Genomic DNA, 17970 nt, shown 5'->3' on the forward strand with positions numbered 1-17970 from the left:
CTTTATGATGGGTTTTTTATTTTCATTTTTTTTATAATCAGAAAACAAAATCTCTAACCCATTCCAAAACTTGATTAATCTCTTCTTGCGAATTATAACTGTGAATGCAAAAACGAAGACGCTCCTGACCTTCTGGAACAATCGGAGAAAAAATGCACTGAACATCAAACCCTTTGTCCTGAAGTTGCTGTGATAACTTGCTTACATTCTTATTTCCTGGAATAATAGCGGAATGTATTGAGGATTTACTGTGAACGAACATTGGTTTTAGTCCTAACATTTTTTTCTGCTGATTAAAAAACACAATATTCCTCCGAAGCTTTTCAATAGCTTCTTTTTCAATTTCCAATTGATGGTACGCTGTAAAAATTGTTGCAACAGCATGAGGATACAAAGCAGTAGTATAGATAAAACTTCGAGCAAAATTGATTAAATAATCTCTAAGTTCGATGCTTCCTAAAACTGCCGCACCTTGACATCCTAAGGCTTTTCCAAAAGTTACAATTCGAGCAAAAATTCTATTATGCAAATGTAAATACTGAACCAGTCCTTCTCCTTTTTCACCAAAGACTCCTAAAGCGTGGGCTTCATCAACTACCAAATAACAATTGTATTTTTCTGAAAGCTGTACTAACTCTTCTAAATTCGGACTATCACCATCCATAGAAAAGACAGTTTCTGTTACAATATAAAATGTTGCATTTGAAAATTTAAGAATATACTTTTCCAAATCTTCAAAATCATTATGGATAAACGAATATGATTTTGCTTTAGACATTGCAATTCCGTCTTTTATAGAAGCATGACACAATTCATCATACAAAACAACATCACTTTCTTGCGGTACAGCGCTAAAAAACCCAAAGTTGGCATTATAACCCGAATTGAAAATTAAAGCAGATTCTGCCTCATGAAATTGCGCTATAAAACTTTCTGTAATTTGATAAAGCAAATGGTTTCCAGTTGTCGATCTTGAACCTGTTGCTCCATTTTGAAAAATCTCATTTTCTAATAGATAAGCATGAGTATGCTTATAAATAATTTCTGATTTAGAAAATCCGATATAATCGTTTGAAGAGAAATCCACCAGATTATTAAACACGGGTAATTTTCTAAACAGATTTTCCTCTTTACAGCTTTCTATTTTTCGATTAAGATTTTCTGGAAACTTCATAAAAACAAAGTTAGGCAATTCTTATTAGAATAAAATAAACAGCGGATTATAAGCAATCCGCCGTTATTCTAAATTTTAAACAGCACTTATAAAAGGTGATTGTCTAATGTAATTTGACTCGACCATCTCTTTTACCAGAAACTTTGATATATCCAACGCTGTAATTTCATCTCCCAAACAATCATCAAGATTTATAGAGATTTCATTACTATCATCAGAAAAAATAATTAACGGAACACGAACTTGCGTCCAATCTACCTCGCTATCATATAGAAGATCATAAGTGAATTGTCGGTCTTTCTGGATCTCAGGAAAATTAGCTTTCATCCAGTCTGTTGACATAATTGTTTTAGCGCTTTTTTTATCAAACGGAGTATCAATATTTAGTCCTGCAAGAAGAACATATCTTTGAATTCCATACTCATTCATAGCATTTAAAACATTCTTTGTTGACTGACTTGCCACCATTGGTTCTCCGAGCCTCTGTCCAACAGTACTGATCACAGCTTGACAATCTCTAAGCAATAAACTTATTGATTCATCATCAATAGCATCTCCTTTAATAATTTCTATTTTTTGATTTTGAATAGTAAAATTGTCCGGATTTCTTAATAGAAGTTTTACACTAAATCCGTTTTCTAGTAATTCGTTTACTAGATATTTTCCTGTTCTTCCGCCACCGCCAAGAACAGCAACTTTTGATATATTTTTCATATATATTCTTTATAAAATTTGACATAAAAAGTTATGTTCCATCATTCAAGATGAAACAAAATGCAAAAGCTTACTGAGCCTTTACAATCGATCAAATATTTTATAAAGAGATTTTGATACTTCAAAAGTAATAAAATAAAAAAGCCAGACAAAATGCCTGACTTACAATTTATTGTATTTTTCTTTCTCTACCCATTTAAAATTTCCTTTTTCAGTAGCATCAAGTAAATCAATATTGAGCTTATTCGAAAGATTTAGAGAGAATTGAAATGCAGATTCTTTATCTTCAAAACTGTACATTTCATAGTGCCTATTTTTGACATACCAAAGTTTTGTTCCAAACTCACCATATCTATCTTCGAAAAAAGAAACATATTCAAATTCTGTTGCCTTCAATTTCACATCATATGAAAATGGCCCAACAATATACCTAGAAATTATAGTGTTGGTCTTCAAATTTACCAGCATATTTTTAGTTGCAGAAAATTTAAAACCGTAAACCAAGCAATATGTCCCACACAAAAGAAAGACTACAAAAGCCCTAATCGCTATTTTAACCGACACTTCAATAAAAGCAAAATACACAAACAAAAGGATCATATAAATAAAAGCTCCAAAAAACACTGATGCCAGTAATAGTTCGTACCAAGCTCGTTTTCCTGCAAAAATCGAAATTTCATTCTCTGTTTTTTCTTCCATGCACCAAAAATAAAAAAAGCCAGACAATACTGTCTGGCTTTTTCAGCTTATTTTGAAATTGTCTTAGTCAACTAATACAATTATCTTATTGTTTTTCATTTCGATTGTTCCTGACTTAATCCCTAAAGTATAAGTTTGGTCATTAACTCTCGTAAATTTATCAGCAGCCTCTTTAGAAAAACTGAAGCTTGGAGCTGCAATTTTAATTGTTCCTTCTTCTAAGATTGAAACAATTGGGGCGTGATGATTTAAAATCTGAAAGCTTCCGTTAACTCCTGGTAAAGTAACTGATGTTACCTCTCCTGAAAATAATTTCGCTTCTGGTGATACTATTTCTAAAATCATTTTTTTTGAGTTATGAGTTATAAGTTATGAGTTATAAGTGAGTAGAAACTCATAATTTATAACTCATAATTCATAATTATATTAAGCTTCAGCTAACATTTTCTCTCCAGCTTCGATTGCATCTTGAATAGAACCTTTCAAGTTGAAAGCTGCTTCTGGAAGGTGATCTAACTCACCATCGATAATCATGTTAAATCCTTTGATAGTATCTTTAATATCAACTAATACACCTGGGATACCTGTAAATTGCTCTGCTACGTGGAATGGCTGAGACAAGAAACGTTGTACACGACGTGCTCTTGCTACCGCAAGTTTATCTTCTTCAGATAATTCCTCCATACCAAGGATCGCGATGATATCTTGTAATTGTTTGTATTTTTGAAGAATTTCTTTTACTCTTTGTGCACAGTCGTAGTGCTCGTTTCCTAAAATTTGAGGAGTTAAGATTCTAGAAGTAGAATCTAACGGGTCAACCGCAGGATAGATACCTAACTCAGCAATTTTACGAGACAATACAGTTGTAGCATCTAAGTGCGCGAAAGTTGTAGCTGGCGCAGGGTCAGTTAAGTCATCCGCAGGTACGTAAACCGCTTGTACAGATGTAATAGATCCTTTGTTTGTAGATGTAATACGCTCTTGCATTGCACCCATCTCAGTTGCTAAAGTTGGTTGGTAACCTACCGCAGATGGCATACGTCCTAAAAGTGCTGATACCTCAGAACCTGCTTGTGTAAAACGGAAGATGTTATCAACGAAGAATAATACGTCTTTACCTTGGTCTGATCCAGCTCCATCACGGAAATACTCAGCGATAGACAATCCTGAAAGTGCCACACGTGCACGAGCTCCAGGTGGCTCATTCATTTGTCCGAAAACGAAAGTAGCTTTAGACTCTCTCATTCCTGGCATATCTACTTTAGATAAATCCCATCCTCCATTTTCCATAGAGTGCATGAAATCATCACCGTATTTAATAATTCCTGACTCTAACATCTCACGAAGCAAGTCATTCCCTTCACGTGTTCTTTCACCTACTCCAGCGAATACTGAAAGTCCACCGTGACCTTTTGCGATATTGTTGATCAACTCCTGAATCAATACTGTTTTACCTACTCCAGCACCACCAAACAATCCAATTTTACCTCCTTTTGCGTAAGGCTCGATCAAATCGATTACTTTGATACCTGTAAATAAAACTTCAGATGAAGTTGATAAATCTTCAAATTTTGGTGCTGGTCTGTGGATTGGCAAACCGTTCTCTCCAGACTTTGGCAAATCACCTAAACCGTCAATGGCATCTCCAACAACATTAAATAATCTTCCATATACGTCTGGACCGATTGGCATTTGGATTGGGCTTCCAGTTCCAACTACTTCATATCCTCTGCTTAAACCATCTGTTGAATCCATAGAAATGGTACGAACAGTGTTTTCACCAATATGAGATTGTACTTCTAGAACTAAGATAGTTCCATCTTTTTTAGTGACTTCTAGTGAATCATAAATTTTTGGAAGTTCAACATCTTTACCGTTGAAAACTACGTCTACTACTGGTCCAATGATTTGAGCAACTTTTCCTATTACTTTTGACATTACTTATGTATTTATTAAATAGCTATTTAGGTTTATCGAAAATACCTCTTTTTTCAGAGCGCAAAGATAATTTTTTAAAATATAAAATCAATTTTTTTTTCATAAAAAATAGCATGATTTTGTTTGATTCATAAAACTTGCCCAAAAAACAACAAAAACAGCATTTTTTTAATAAAAGAAAAAACCGCTTCATTGGCATAAATGAGCGGTTTTTTAAACTAAAAAAAATGGCTTTTATGGAAGTGTTGCCGGATATTGAATTGGGTATTGAGCCAAATCGACATGACGAAGCGTTGAACCATACTTTTCATTAATAGCATCAATAAATATATTCGCTATCAATCCGTATCCTCTTGCACTTGGATGAACTCCATCTAAAGAAAATGCACCTCCAGTTACATAAGTAGATGACATTACGAAATTCCCAAATCGAACACCACCGCTTGATAATTGCGTCATAGTATTAACTGTGTTTACAAATGCAAGCCTTTTTTCGTCTGCAATTGCTTTTATGGCTAAGTTATAAGCATCAGTTGCCTTCTTCACTTCATTAACTTCGTCTTTTGTCAAAACCCAGTTATCAGCCAAAGGCACAGAAAGACCATTAACTTTTGTTGGATCTCCACCCACCGTTGTTCCAATAAATGTTCTTGCAGACAATACCACTAAATCTTCTTTTGTTGCTTGTCTATAAGATGGAATACCATACGCTGAAAGATTAGTAAGATAACTATCTACAACAACAACTGCATTATTTCCTGCTTTAAAATTTATAGTCCTGCGAGCCGCCTCGTCTGCCGCCAAAAGCTTATTGGCAACCATCTGCTGTAAACCTCCATTATAAGCTGCATAACCAGCATTTAACTGTGTCGCCAAAGCCGCACTAAGAGGAGCAGGATTATAAGGAACAGTTGTAAAATATGGCAAAGTTGTAATATAAGGTAAATTTGCCACAACTCCTTTTGCACCATTAGCCGTTAGAGCTGTAACCAAATTAGAATAAATAGTTTTAAACACTGTTGGATCTGTAATATCATTACTTCCATAAGTCGCTGGATTCATATTTCCAGTCTGATCTTTACCAATACCTCCAGAAGTAGCATAACTCAACACATCATTTCCTCCAATAAAAAGAGAAAAGAATGTCGGAGCCTGAGCCACAGCATCTGCCAAAACAGTAGTAGTGGCCGAACTAGAAAATCTTGCGAAATAAGGATTTGCAGCTCCAGTTGCTACACCTGCCACGTTTCCATAACCTGCCGCAACCAGATGGTAGCTTTTTGCCCCAGGAACTCCCATATTATTAAACGTTCCTGTTAAATGTGATGTTATCTCAGTTGTCGGTTTTCCTGAAACATTGACTGGAGCCTGACCATTAAAATAAAGCCTTGTTCCTGCAACAACATTACCTCCTAACAATAAACCTCCGATATTATCATTCATAAGCGGCTGTGTAAAAGCTCCACCACCCACTGCCACAAATTGCTGCGACAAGATATTTACATATGAATTTTCTTGGCCTTTTTTAAACAATGCATTATCGCTGTAACCTGCAGCAAAAGAATCGCCAAGCGACACATATTTAGTAAAAACCGCAGAACCTGGAACTACCGGAACTTCTTCTGGAGCATTATTATCATCATTATTACAAGCTGCCATAAAGGTTAAAGAAACCAGCAGCAGCATTTTTATATTTTTTTTCATGTTAGTACTTTTTAAATTATTACCTCTTCATTTTTCAAATAACTTCAAAGAAGCTACATCAATTTCACATAAATAATTACCCTTATGGATTAATTGTCCAAGAAGCAAACCACATTTGACCAATCATACCCGCCCCAATAACCTGAAGATAATCTGAGCCGAAAAGGTTTGTTGCTCCAACTTTAATAACCGATTTCCATTTTGGAATAGCATAATTTACCTGAGCATCCAAAACTGTATTTTCAGGAATCATACCATCCCCAAAAGAAGATTCCCATAAGTACTCAGAATTCCATCTTACATTTACATTAAAGCCTAAATTTTTAATCACTTTAGCATTTCCTAAAGAAGCTTTAATTCTATGTTTTGGAGTGTTGAATCCAGCCACGAAATCTGGGTCATCCGCTTGATTGAAATCAAACTGAGAGTAGTTATAATTTACACCCACTTCAAAATCTTTATAGACCTTTTTAGATAATCCCGCTCCAAAACCAAAAGAAGAAATTCGAGCAGTTGTATTGGTATAAACTTGATACACTCTTCTATCACCAAATGCAAGAGCTTGGTAAGTTTGCTGCACAGCAGGATTTGTCGGATCTGTACCAACAGTTCCATAATAAGGAGAAATAACTCTCGCAGTATTCATGAAATCATTATAAATATTATAGTAAGCGTTCAAATCTACAGACAAGTCATTTTGCACTACTGTACGATATCCTGCCTCAAAAGCCTGAACTTGCTCCGGCTTTACCAGTCCGATATCTGCAACTTGAAGATCTCCAGGATTTGCAGACGCAGCAAAAGCTTGAACCGATGCTACTGTATATGCATTATGGTAAGCATTCTGACCTGACATCCCTATAGTTGCTGGCTGTCCTGCGGCTTGCCCTGCCGCACTTACATTTACCGTTTCCTGAAAACGATCTAAGTTTTCTGGAGCCGACCCAATTAATGCAAATGGCCCTAAATCTAAACCAATATACTGATCTTGTGTAGTAGGATTACGGAAACCTGTTTGATAAGACAATCTGAAATTATGAGTTTTTGATGCTCCCGCAGAATACACAAATGAAATTCTTGGCGAAATGTTTCCATCAAAATTCTGACTCTTATCATAACGTAAAGATCCTGTAAACTTCAATCTATCGTCTAAGAATTTTTTCTGCAATTGAGCATAAGCACCATATTCTTTATATTCAATCGGACCATCATAATCTGTAAAAATTGTTCCCTCCGAATCCATCACATATTTTCTCCACGAACCTCCAACTTGAACTTCAGCCCATTTAATAACATCTCTAAAATTATAATTCACATCAGAATGATATAATTTTGAATGATCAATAAATTTAGCCCCTTGAGTCAAATCCGGATTCTGAATAACAGTCGACAAAGCACTATTAAACTGAGCACTTCCCGGCTCAAATCTTGGAGAACCTGATGGCTTTGGAATAAACGATATTTGCGCAGGCAGAACATTGTAATCTGCAAAATTTCTCGCAATTTGAGCAGACTCATTTGCATTAGTCCCCATTACCGCTCCAGCATATTGATATGCAGTAGCATAATTTGTAAACCACTCTTGATCAGATTTGGCTGCTCGGTTAACATTCCAAGCCGCAAACCTCATATCATAAGAATTTCCAGCATCTTCACTTGTAAAATATATTCTACCAAAAAAGTTTTTCCCTTTTACCTCAAACTTACCTTGTTGCATTAAGAAATCTTTCAAAGCATATCTGTTAGCCCCCTGATAAATTGTACTTCCTGTACCAATTTTATACTGAAGAATAAACTCTGTATCATCAGCCCATGGTTTAATATGCGCACTAAAATCAGCTTTCATGCTTTGAACCTTATTATCTGTTAAGTCCTGCTCACGATATCCCGTTCTACTAACTTGTCCAACGTTTGGAATAAAAGTAGTAACCTCGTCACCATAAATATTCAAACCATCATAGTTCTGATTCATAGCATGCCCAACAGAACCTCCCGTCATACTTCTCGTGTCGTTTGCGATCCACTCGGAAGCTTCCATGTAAGTAAAATTAGCCTTCATCGCAAAATGCTTCGTAAAAGCTTTTGCCGCTCTAATTCCAAAATCATTATAATCATTTGTTCCAGCAGCATCTTGACTAGTCTGTCCGTATTTGTAGTAAACACTTATTCCTTCATTAGTAAAAGGGCTTTTACTTGTCATAAACATAATTCCATTGAAAGCATTTGCACCATAAAGCGCCGAAGAAGCACCTGGCAAAAGTTCTACACTGGCAACATCAATATCCGAAACCCCAATAAGATTTCCTAAAACGAAATTTAATGCAGGAGATGAGTTATCCATTCCGTCTACCAACTGCATGAAACGAGTATTGGCTACTGTAGCAAAACCACGAGTATTTATCGATTTAAAAGAAATACTACTTGTATTAAAGTTTACCTCTTTTAAATTTTCTAAACCATCATAAAAAGTTGGAGCAGTTGTATTTTTTATTTCCTGAAGCCCCATACGTTCAATTGTAACAGGAGATTCAATTACTCTTTCCGGTGTCCTTGAAGCAGAAACTACAATTTCATCCAATTTCGTTTCTTCGTCTTTAAGCACCAGAACCAATTTTTGATTGGCTGCTGTCACATTAATCGTTTTTGACTCAAACCCGATGGCTGAAACTTTAACAGAAAAAGGGAGTTTGGCATTTGTTGTCAATTTAAATGTCCCGTCAAAATCTGTGGACGCACCACTATTTTCACCGACCACAACAACATTGGCACCAGGAATAGATTGCTTGTTACTGTCAGTAACCGAACCTGTAATTGTATTCTGCGCAAAAGATACTCCGCTGAATAACAACATAATTAGCAAGTAGACTCTCATTAGGGTTAGTTTTATCGTTAGTATATATAGCCAAAATACATAATTATTTTAATATGCATAAAAAAATGTTAAATAAAATTAATATTTATCACTGTTTTGTACAATATTTTAACTATTTACTAATTCAATTTATTAAAATAAAACCAAATAAAACCTAAAGAAAAATTAGTTTACTATGCATACATATAAATTTTTATCAAAAAACTGAAAAATTCATAAAAATACATGTCTTCAAAAAAATTTTTGACAATAAAAAAAAGCGAGACCTAAATCTCGCTTTTTTAACATATTCACTATTCCTACATTACTTTGACTCAACTTTTTCCAATCTTTTGTTTAAGTCTATGATTTGCTTGTTTTGTTCAATGATATATAGAGTCATTTCTTCAATTTTTTGCAATAATTTTGCATTCATTTCGCCAAGATTAACTCCATTTTTCAAAACTTCCTCTTCACTTGGAATATTTTCTAGATGTCCTTTTTCTACAATGTGCCTTTCTACTTCTTCTAAAGTTGGCAAACTATAATTCTTTTTAAAAACAAAATCTGACCAATCTTGCATATCTACTTTTACTTCCTTCGAGTGGATCGTTCCATTTACATCTAGTTTGTTTTTTGGATTTAATTCTCCTATACCAACGTTACCATTTGTTAAAATAGACATTTTTGCAATATAGTTAGTAATAAAATGCAAAGGATGGTTACTTTCCGTACCAACAAATCCACCACCTTCATGCCATGAAGAATGTGAAAAAATCCCAACTCTATAACTCGAATTTAATGAAGTTGCCAAAATCTTAGAATTATGAACTCCTGAAACATCTAATACTCTACCCCAACCCTGAACATTTGATGGATTACTAACTCCAACACCCAAATCACCTAATACAAAACCAGCTCCATCAATTTTCAAATTTCCAGAAGATTTAACATCATTCTTCGAATCTAAAAGATATCGCCAGCTTTCCCAAGTATATTGATCATAAAATGCACTTCTATAAAGAATTCTACCTCCATCCCATGTATTATCAAAATACAACTGCGAAACTAAATGACTTTCCTTTCCATGTATTTCTAACAAAGACCCAAATTCAGAAGGAGCATTTAAACCATGATAATTATCCCATAATCTTATTGACATAGGCTGCACACCTACTCTAGGAGGACTATTAAAATCTTTTTGACTATCACTCCAATTTAAACTTTTAGCCCCTAAATTACCATCAAAGGTCTGGCTGTAGCAATATGAACTAAACATTACCACACAAAACAATACAACTCTTTTCATATATTCTATTTTAACCTTTTTAATCTTTGAAAAGTCCTTTTAAAAACTCCCCCCGCTCCCGCACAAATCCTTTCGTGTAAAACGTTCTGCTTAAACATTAAACATCCTAAAAACTACCATATCAGCAATAAGTCCTTTTTGGCCAGAATAATCTATTGCACTGCTGTACACATAATCTTCTGCTTTATAAACCAATCCTTCTTCAACTGGATTATTGTGAACATAATCTATCTTTTGCCCTATCACTTTATTACTCCACAGTTCTATTGGCTTATTATCATGTCTCCAAAATTGATGATGCTTTACATTAGAACTTTTTTCTGCTTCTTTCTTAAAGAATTCCAACAAGAATTCTCGTCTGCTTTCTCTTGGGTTTTCTTGTATACTTTTGACTATAGATTGACTAGTAAATCTTTTCAAATCTCCAATCAATAATTCTGGATTTTGTCCAGTTATACTTCTGAAAACTAAATGCACATGGTTTGTCATAATACACCAAGCATGAATTTCTAATCCTTTCTTTTTTTGGCAAAACTCTAAGCTTTCCAAGAACAAATCTTTATATTCATTTCTAGTAAATACATCTAACCAGCCTACTACCGAAAAACTGATAAAATACAAGCCTTCAGGATTATGAAACTTATAATTTCTGCTCATTTTTTCTTAAGTACTTACAAATTTTAAACTTCAACTCATTTCCATTATGCCACACGAAAGGATTCGTGCGGGAGCGGGGCAGGTGGAATAACCACATTTTGCGGTAAAGCTCTTAAAGGAATTGAATTCAATTGTAAAGACTCCAATGCAGACTGATTCTGTTTAATCTAATTTAAAAGTACTTTATTAACAAAAAAGATTGTCAATATGTTTTTTATACAACTCACCTAAAAACTAATCTTAATCCCTTCTTTTATAAAACTATCAAAATCTTTATCGGTTTTAATTGGATAATCTCCTAACAAAAGACTTTTCTGAGGATCATTTTTATTATAAGCTACAACAAACTTGTCATTTACATTAGGTGAAGATGGTAATTTATAATGCATAGCATCATAATTATTTACATACTTAACATTATTTACCATATAAGAATATGTGATAGAACTATAGCGAACATTATATCCTATAGGTGCTCTAGAAAAGTAAACTTCAATAGTGCCAACTGAATAATCATAATCACCCAAATCTTTTATAACTTTACTCCTGTTTAACTTACTTGACCATAAAAACACAATTAAACTAACAATTATAATTACTGCCAAAACATTCGCATCATACTTTTTAAACATACCTTATCCTTTATATTTATTTTGTGAAATATTGTAATTGTACTTTTGCGGAATCACTGTTCGCTGTGGAATAAAAACTGGCGCAGGAGGAATAACTACATTTTGCGGTAAAGCCCTTAAAGGAATTGAATTCAATTGTAAAGACTCTAAGGCAGGCTGATTCTGTTTGATTGCCTGTACGGGTACTTTCGTATTATTAGGAATTTGTCTCGAACCTTCTAAACCTCCTAAAATTAACGCAGAACCTATATTAACCGGATTAAAGGCCGTTTTAAAGCCTTCATTAAAATCACCTGTAACCATTGATGTTGCTAAAAAAGAAGCCATCACAGTTCCAAAGGTATTATTTATTCCCTCTCTCACAATAGGATTGCCAAAACCAACTAATCCGTTTGGAAGCAACAATCCTAGACCTTTTCCAAATCCTAATGTCAATCCTCCTACAGCAAATCCATTAATAGTGCTTTCAAATGTAGTTGACATATCATCGCCATTAATTACAGAATTGCTAAAATTTTGAAATCCGGCTGCCCAAACAACACCATAAGGACCTCCATAAACTGTTAGTGCACCAGCCGCCGCTCCTGTACCTGCATACGATACAAATTTACCCCATTTAATATCAGAAAATTTTCCTGTTCCTCCCGTTATTTTATCCCAGTTTTGATAAACATTTACTGCTGCACTAACAACTATAATTGCCGCAACAATTAAAGGTACAATTTCCCCACTAGGATCTGTATAAGCTAATGGGTTATTCCAGCAATACCCATATCTATTAAAACTCTGCGTATTTGAAGGATCCTGCACAAAATTATCCGGCTGTAAAAAACGATGCAGCTTAGGATCGTAAATACGACCGTTCATATTTATTAGCCCTACACTCTGCAAATGTTCGTGACCTGTATAACCTCTGTCTAATATTGTCAATCCAGCAAGATTGTTTCCTGCACCATCCTGTACATTTACAACAGCTCCCCAGGCATCAAACAATCTTTTTTCAAGTATCGCTCCATTTGCATCAACAATAGACACAATACTGCCTTGATAATCTCTTTGTAAATGTAAGAGATTTTGCATATTTCCGTCGCTTTTTACTGCAATTGGCGCGCTGTAGCCATCTCCTCCTATATAGGTTATAAACTCAAAAACGCCTGTTACAATATTATGCTTAATCTCCATTGTGCCATCGGCAGAATAATATTTGCGTAGTGGTCTTTGGAGTTTATCATCCTGCAATCCTCCATAAAACATGGCGGTACGGCTATTTGCATCATTATAATTAAAACTTATTTTATCTATTCCTGCTTCTTCAATCTGTACTGGGCTTTTAAAAGTATTGTAACTAATATTTTGAACAGGTCTTGCCACATAATGTTCTAGCGCCTCTGGTGTTACGTCTATCGAATTGTTCTGATAAGGATTTCCTGTTATAGTATAACTGTAAGTTCCCAGATTATTCTGCGTTATTCTTCCCTGATCATCATACAATTGTTTTTCTTGTTCACCTCTAACATTTGTAAATTCTCTTAAACGGTCTTGTGCATCGTATTTAAAGTTTTCGTTTCGGCCAAATAAACTATTTTTTCTACTGGTTAAATTTCCGCGTTTAGCATCAAAAACAGTGTTTAAAGTCAAAATATTAGCAGAATTGGAAACTCTATCATACTTAAACAGCGTTGTTAAACCATATGTGTCATAATCACGGGTTATTGCCACTGGTCCGCTTTGGGCTGTACGCAATTGACCTCTTGCATTTACCGTATTCACCTGCCATAAAACAGCACTTGTAGCATTGTCCAATATTTGCCAATGTGAGCCATTTTTATAAACGTTTTTAACCGTCTTGCTGCTCAATTTTCCTCCAGCCACAGCAGTTGAAGTTTCAAGTTCTACTCTTCCAAAAGCATCATAACCTACCGTTTTTGTAAAACTAGCAAAAGGTGTTGTTTCAACAGAGCTGCTAACTCGCTTATAGTTATCATAAGTATAGTCATTAATGATAACATTTGTTCCATTACTTAAGTCTTCAAACTTAGAATTTAAAAGCAATTTAGAAGACGAGTCGTATGCATATGTTGTTTTTGAATTTGTATTGGTTCCCGAAATTGTTTTCTGTTTTATTTTTCCAACTTCATCTAGAACATATACTGTAGTTCCGTTTGGAGTGGTTTCTGAAATCGTTTCGCCAAAATCGTTATACCCGTACGTGTATGTTCCTGCTGATGCATCTACCAATTTTGTTTTCCTGCCCCAGCCATCTTGTTCTATTGTGGTATTAATGCCATTGTAATTTGATGATTTTAGATTTCCATTTGCAAAATAAGTATACGTAATAGTTCCTCCAGGACTATCGGTCATGGAAACAATATTGCCTATTGCGTTTTTCACCGAAGTTTTAGATTTTATTCCATCACTTATTGTTGTTGTTAATCCTGAATACGTAATATTAGTTACTTTTCCTGTAAACGATTCGTTTTGCATTGTTCTTCCATATTCATCAAAATTAGTTTGATTCCATTGAGTGGCTGATATACCAAAATAAGGCTCACTTACTTTATAATTTCTGTCATAAATATCGTATTCATACGAAATAAATGAGAAAGAACCATTAATATCTTTTATTCCAGATTTAGTTTTTCTTCCTAAACTATCAAAAGTTTCCTCACTTGCACTGCCATCATCAGCAATGATCGAAATAATTGTCTGTTCATTATTTTTAGTATAAGTACAACTGCTAATTTTTCCTAAATAATCAGTAGTTGTCGTTTTTTTAAACCATGAGTCATAATCATACGAAGTTTTTAACCCAAATGGATTTGTTTCGTTTTTCAATAACCCATTGCTTAGATTATACTCATAAGCAGTAGATAATCCTTCAATATCTTTACTTGTTGTCAAAAAACGCCCTGAAGCATCGTAAACATAACTAGTTGTTCTCGGAGTTAAACCTGCTGCTGTCACGGTTTTCTTCGTAACATTACCAAAAGCATCATATATATTATCCTCTACGATATAATCTGTATTTGTTCCTTTTTTCTTAACTTGAGTCAATAAGCTGTTTTGGTAAAAATACAATTCTTCTGACATCATTACATCACCTGAAACAGTAACACTTTGGTTCTTGGAGGAAGGTCTTCCAATTACATACGGAGAAGAGGCAGGAGCTTCATAACCAATATTTGAAACTGTAGTTTGAACGGTACTTCCCGATTCTTTTAGTACCGTAACAGATTTTACAACATTATTATAAATATCATAGTCTATTGTGGTTTCGGTACTTGTATTTTCTAAACCATTAAATTGTTTAGTTTTACTATTTTTAATTTTAAAAACTTTGTTAGATTGCAACTCACTTTCGTAAGTCAGCAATGATTTAGTGATAAAATTTGAAGGTGTATTAATCGATGTTCCACTGTTGGCATCTTCATTTATCTTAGCCGAAAATGTACTTCCTGGCTTAATCCATGTATTAGGCTTTAAAATTATACTTTGAGTTGCTGTTAAACTTTCGGTTCCTGTCACATTATAACCGTTATCTTTCACTATAGTATTTGGAATACTAATTGCATTAGGATTATATCTTAAAGGGAAATACAAACCTAACACCGTATAATTTTCTACATTAGCCCCTCTTAAATTAGTGTCAAATTTAGAAATAGTAGAGATTATTTGAGAATCATTTTGATACCAATTTGTTTTTGAGGTAGAACGAAATCCTAAGAAGCCAAGCCCTTCTGCATTTAAAACAGCTTCTGCATAAAAATAACGTTGCTTTTTAGATACCTCTTTACTTTGTTTTTCTAACATAGAGACCATCTTAAAACCTTGCGAAATTACAACATCTGTATTAGGAAACACTTCTGCTAAAGCCGAAGGCGTGTAAAAAGGTTCATAAGGATCTTGTTTCAGAGGTCTATATGTGATCGTCTCTTTTACTTGATTCCCATTGGTGATTCCTTTGAGCAAGACATCTTCACGATTATCTTTTGGACTGTTGAAAGATATAATTTCATTATCGCTGATTAAACTATACTCTAAATTTTGATTGATTTTATTATGATTTGTAAAGATTGGAATTGAACTTCTTTTTACTCCCGCAAGCTGAGATGATTTATTAATCAAGTTAAAACTAATTGCACTTCCTGTACAAGATAAATTTTCGAGCAAAACCAATTTTGTAATCTGAGACTCTCCTTTTCTTGAATAATCTGCACCGCTTCCTGTCATGACATATTCTACAGTAAAATTTTGCTGGTACAAAATATCTGTTTTTCCATCTCCATTAAAATCATTAGCAACAAAAGTATTCTCATTTAAACTGTAAGTAGTTGTTGGAAAACCAACAACACCAAAATATCCCATATATGAGGTATAATAAGGCAAACCTATTGCTGTATTTACTTTGTTGAATCTTGTTCCTGTAGAAAAATAAAAAGCCCAGCTATCTACATTGTCCTTTTGTGGTATTACAAAATCCATTTTTCCATCGCCGTTAAAATCTCCAAATAAAATTTGTCGTTTAAGATCCAAACTTGCATCAGCAATATCATTTTGATATAATAAAACCAGCTTTTTATCTTTAGTTAAGGTGTACACTCTTATATAGCTAGGTTCAAAAACATAGATATCAGATTTACCATCGCCATCAAAGTCAGCAACAAAAATTTTTGAATTTCCTACGCTGTTAATGACGATATTTCCAATATTCTCCGGTTCGTTGGAGTTAAGGCGTCTATCTAAATTAAAAAGATAAGATTTCCCTCCTTGATAAAAAGTTTGCGGATATTCTGTTGTGTGGTTTCCAAAATTACAAACCCTCGTAGTGTAATAGAAATTCTTTTCGATTGCAATCACGTCGGTTAAACCATCACCATCAAAATCTCCACTAACATACTCTATCGGAATATTTTCTAATACTAATCCCTTATAATCTTTGGGATCGCAATACGACCAATTAGATTCTTTTGCTACCGTTTTACTAAAATTATATTGTTTTTCATAATGTTTAGAAGTAGAAGAAGTAGAACCTGAACCGTAAAGCGAAATAATACAATTTGTATCTGTCTTTTTTAATGTGAGCCAACCTTGTGGTAGCAATTTATTATCTGAACTTAAAAAAGAAGCAGTAAAAATATTATCAAAAGTGTCAACATTCTCTGTTTTTCCAGAATTAAAAGCCCCAGGGGTTACATCAGAAAACAAGGTAAACTTATTTTTCCATCCCTCTGTCCTTGAAAACAATAAAACATCTGTTTTTCCGTCATTATCAAAATCACCAGATATATAGTCTGTATTTGTGTAATCTATTCCTGAAATTCCCAATGTTGCTGGTTGAGCTATTACCAAAGGAACATCGCTAACCGTAGTTTCGTATGTAAATATTGTTGGATTGTAACTCTTACTGTTATCACCACTTTTTTCTGTTAGGTTTTTCAATCTCTGATAACCCAAAGATGTTTCTTCCTGCTCTAAAATATAATTTCTAAAACCTACACCATTACCTACAACATTAATCTCTTTAAGAATTGTATTTCTAACAATACTTAAACCTCCAATATAAAACTGTTCCGCGCGTTTTCTAGTATCATATTTAAATTTTATTTCATTTATTGGCGTTATAGTTGTAATACTACCATATTTTATAGATATTATATTTAATACATTATTAAATGAATTCTCTGATGCAGAATAATTATAGCTTATTCGCACCCCTTGAGGATTTTCCCAATATGTAATTGCCCAATCTGTTATAGATCTAGAATCCGAAGAATAACCATAATGAGCCTTGGAACCATCCGGATATTCAACTAAAAAATAAGCAGGACCATAATTTACACCCAAAGGATGTACTCCAAAAGATGTTATTTTTATATTAGAAAAACTTTCAGTCTCATAAATTGTTTTATCAGCGCCGTAAACTCCATTAGTTCCATTTTTGACTATTAACCGCTGACCATCTAATGCAAATCGATCTAAGGCATTAAAATCAATTGCATCAATAACATCGTCATGAAATTTAGTTGTAGGAATTCTTGAAATTGTGGAAATTCCGGCTATATTCCATCCGTAACCCGCCATTCCATTTCCTCCCTGGCTATTGTATGATAAACTTATTTGCGGTACAACTCCATTAATCCCTGGAGGAACTGCAATAGGAATTTTGTAAGTTGCTGCACCAGTAAGCGAGACCGATAACTCCCCTTCTGTAACCCCCACTTCTGTTGACTGCCCAAAACCAAATAAACCAATTAATAAAAACAATAGGCTGATATAAAACTTCTTCATTACG

Annotated in this window: 11 protein-coding genes; all 11 read right to left on the reverse strand. The window is 34.1% G+C overall.

Going from position 1 to position 17970, the window contains the following annotated elements:
- Positions 1-37: 37 nt before the first annotated feature.
- Positions 38-1174 carry an aminotransferase class I/II-fold pyridoxal phosphate-dependent enzyme gene (locus tag DMA14_RS14285; protein WP_111425286.1) on the reverse strand — a complete coding sequence of 379 codons (1137 nt, stop codon included), beginning with the start codon at positions 1172-1174 and terminating at the stop codon, positions 38-40.
- A 75-nt stretch (positions 1175-1249) separates the two neighbouring features.
- Positions 1250-1888 (reverse strand): NAD(P)-dependent oxidoreductase, encoded by a 639-nt coding sequence (locus DMA14_RS14290; RefSeq protein ID WP_111425287.1) that lies wholly within the window; start codon positions 1886-1888, stop codon positions 1250-1252.
- A 162-nt stretch (positions 1889-2050) separates the two neighbouring features.
- Complete coding sequence (locus DMA14_RS14295) at positions 2051-2587, reverse strand: hypothetical protein (RefSeq protein ID WP_111425288.1); 537 nt, start codon at positions 2585-2587, stop codon at positions 2051-2053.
- Positions 2588-2650: 63 nt separating this feature from the next.
- The gene (locus DMA14_RS14300; protein WP_111368086.1) at positions 2651-2932 is read right to left on the reverse strand and encodes a FoF1 ATP synthase subunit delta/epsilon; all 282 of its coding nucleotides are present in this window, start codon (positions 2930-2932) and stop codon (positions 2651-2653) included.
- A gap of 81 nt (positions 2933-3013) precedes the next feature.
- A complete protein-coding gene (gene atpD, locus DMA14_RS14305; RefSeq protein WP_111425289.1) occupies positions 3014-4525 on the reverse strand; it encodes a F0F1 ATP synthase subunit beta in 1512 nt (503 codons plus the stop codon).
- A 234-nt stretch (positions 4526-4759) separates the two neighbouring features.
- Complete coding sequence (locus DMA14_RS14310) at positions 4760-6229, reverse strand: SGNH/GDSL hydrolase family protein (protein ID WP_111425290.1); 1470 nt, start codon at positions 6227-6229, stop codon at positions 4760-4762.
- A gap of 82 nt (positions 6230-6311) precedes the next feature.
- Positions 6312-9101: a TonB-dependent receptor gene (locus tag DMA14_RS14315; RefSeq protein WP_111425291.1), complete on the reverse strand. Its 2790-nt coding sequence runs from the start codon at positions 9099-9101 to the stop codon at positions 6312-6314.
- 304 nt (positions 9102-9405) lie between these two features.
- Entirely contained in the window at positions 9406-10389 is a 984-nt protein-coding gene (locus DMA14_RS14320) for a hypothetical protein (protein ID WP_157957710.1), read from the reverse strand.
- 90 nt (positions 10390-10479) lie between these two features.
- A complete protein-coding gene (locus tag DMA14_RS14325; RefSeq protein ID WP_111425293.1) occupies positions 10480-11046 on the reverse strand; it encodes an REP-associated tyrosine transposase in 567 nt (188 codons plus the stop codon).
- A 227-nt stretch (positions 11047-11273) separates the two neighbouring features.
- Positions 11274-11678: a hypothetical protein gene (locus tag DMA14_RS14330; RefSeq protein ID WP_111425294.1), complete on the reverse strand. Its 405-nt coding sequence runs from the start codon at positions 11676-11678 to the stop codon at positions 11274-11276.
- Positions 11679-11681: 3 nt separating this feature from the next.
- Entirely contained in the window at positions 11682-17966 is a 6285-nt protein-coding gene (locus tag DMA14_RS14335; protein WP_111425295.1) for an FG-GAP-like repeat-containing protein, read from the reverse strand.
- Positions 17967-17970 lie beyond the last annotated feature (4 nt).

This window comes from Flavobacterium sharifuzzamanii (assembly GCF_003254585.1).
In the GTDB taxonomy this organism is placed as follows: domain Bacteria; phylum Bacteroidota; class Bacteroidia; order Flavobacteriales; family Flavobacteriaceae; genus Flavobacterium; species Flavobacterium sharifuzzamanii.

Bases quoted from the DNA above. Each gene is read 5' to 3' on its own strand.
- DMA14_RS14285 (WP_111425286.1), bottom strand. From the start codon at position 1,174: ATGAAGTTTCCAGAAAATCTTAATCGAAAAATAGAAAGCTGTAAAGAG.
- DMA14_RS14290 (WP_111425287.1), bottom strand. From the start codon at position 1,888: ATGAAAAATATATCAAAAGTTGCTGTTCTTGGCGGTGGCGGAAGAACA.
- DMA14_RS14295 (WP_111425288.1), bottom strand. From the start codon at position 2,587: ATGGAAGAAAAAACAGAGAATGAAATTTCGATTTTTGCAGGAAAACGA.
- DMA14_RS14300 (WP_111368086.1), bottom strand. From the start codon at position 2,932: ATGATTTTAGAAATAGTATCACCAGAAGCGAAATTATTTTCAGGAGAG.
- atpD (WP_111425289.1), bottom strand. From the start codon at position 4,525: ATGTCAAAAGTAATAGGAAAAGTTGCTCAAATCATTGGACCAGTAGTA.
- DMA14_RS14310 (WP_111425290.1), bottom strand. From the start codon at position 6,229: ATGAAAAAAAATATAAAAATGCTGCTGCTGGTTTCTTTAACCTTTATG.
- DMA14_RS14315 (WP_111425291.1), bottom strand. From the start codon at position 9,101: ATGAGAGTCTACTTGCTAATTATGTTGTTATTCAGCGGAGTATCTTTT.
- DMA14_RS14320 (WP_157957710.1), bottom strand. From the start codon at position 10,389: ATGAAAAGAGTTGTATTGTTTTGTGTGGTAATGTTTAGTTCATATTGC.
- DMA14_RS14325 (WP_111425293.1), bottom strand. From the start codon at position 11,046: ATGAGCAGAAATTATAAGTTTCATAATCCTGAAGGCTTGTATTTTATC.
- DMA14_RS14330 (WP_111425294.1), bottom strand. From the start codon at position 11,678: ATGTTTAAAAAGTATGATGCGAATGTTTTGGCAGTAATTATAATTGTT.
- DMA14_RS14335 (WP_111425295.1), bottom strand. From the start codon at position 17,966: ATGAAGAAGTTTTATATCAGCCTATTGTTTTTATTAATTGGTTTATTT.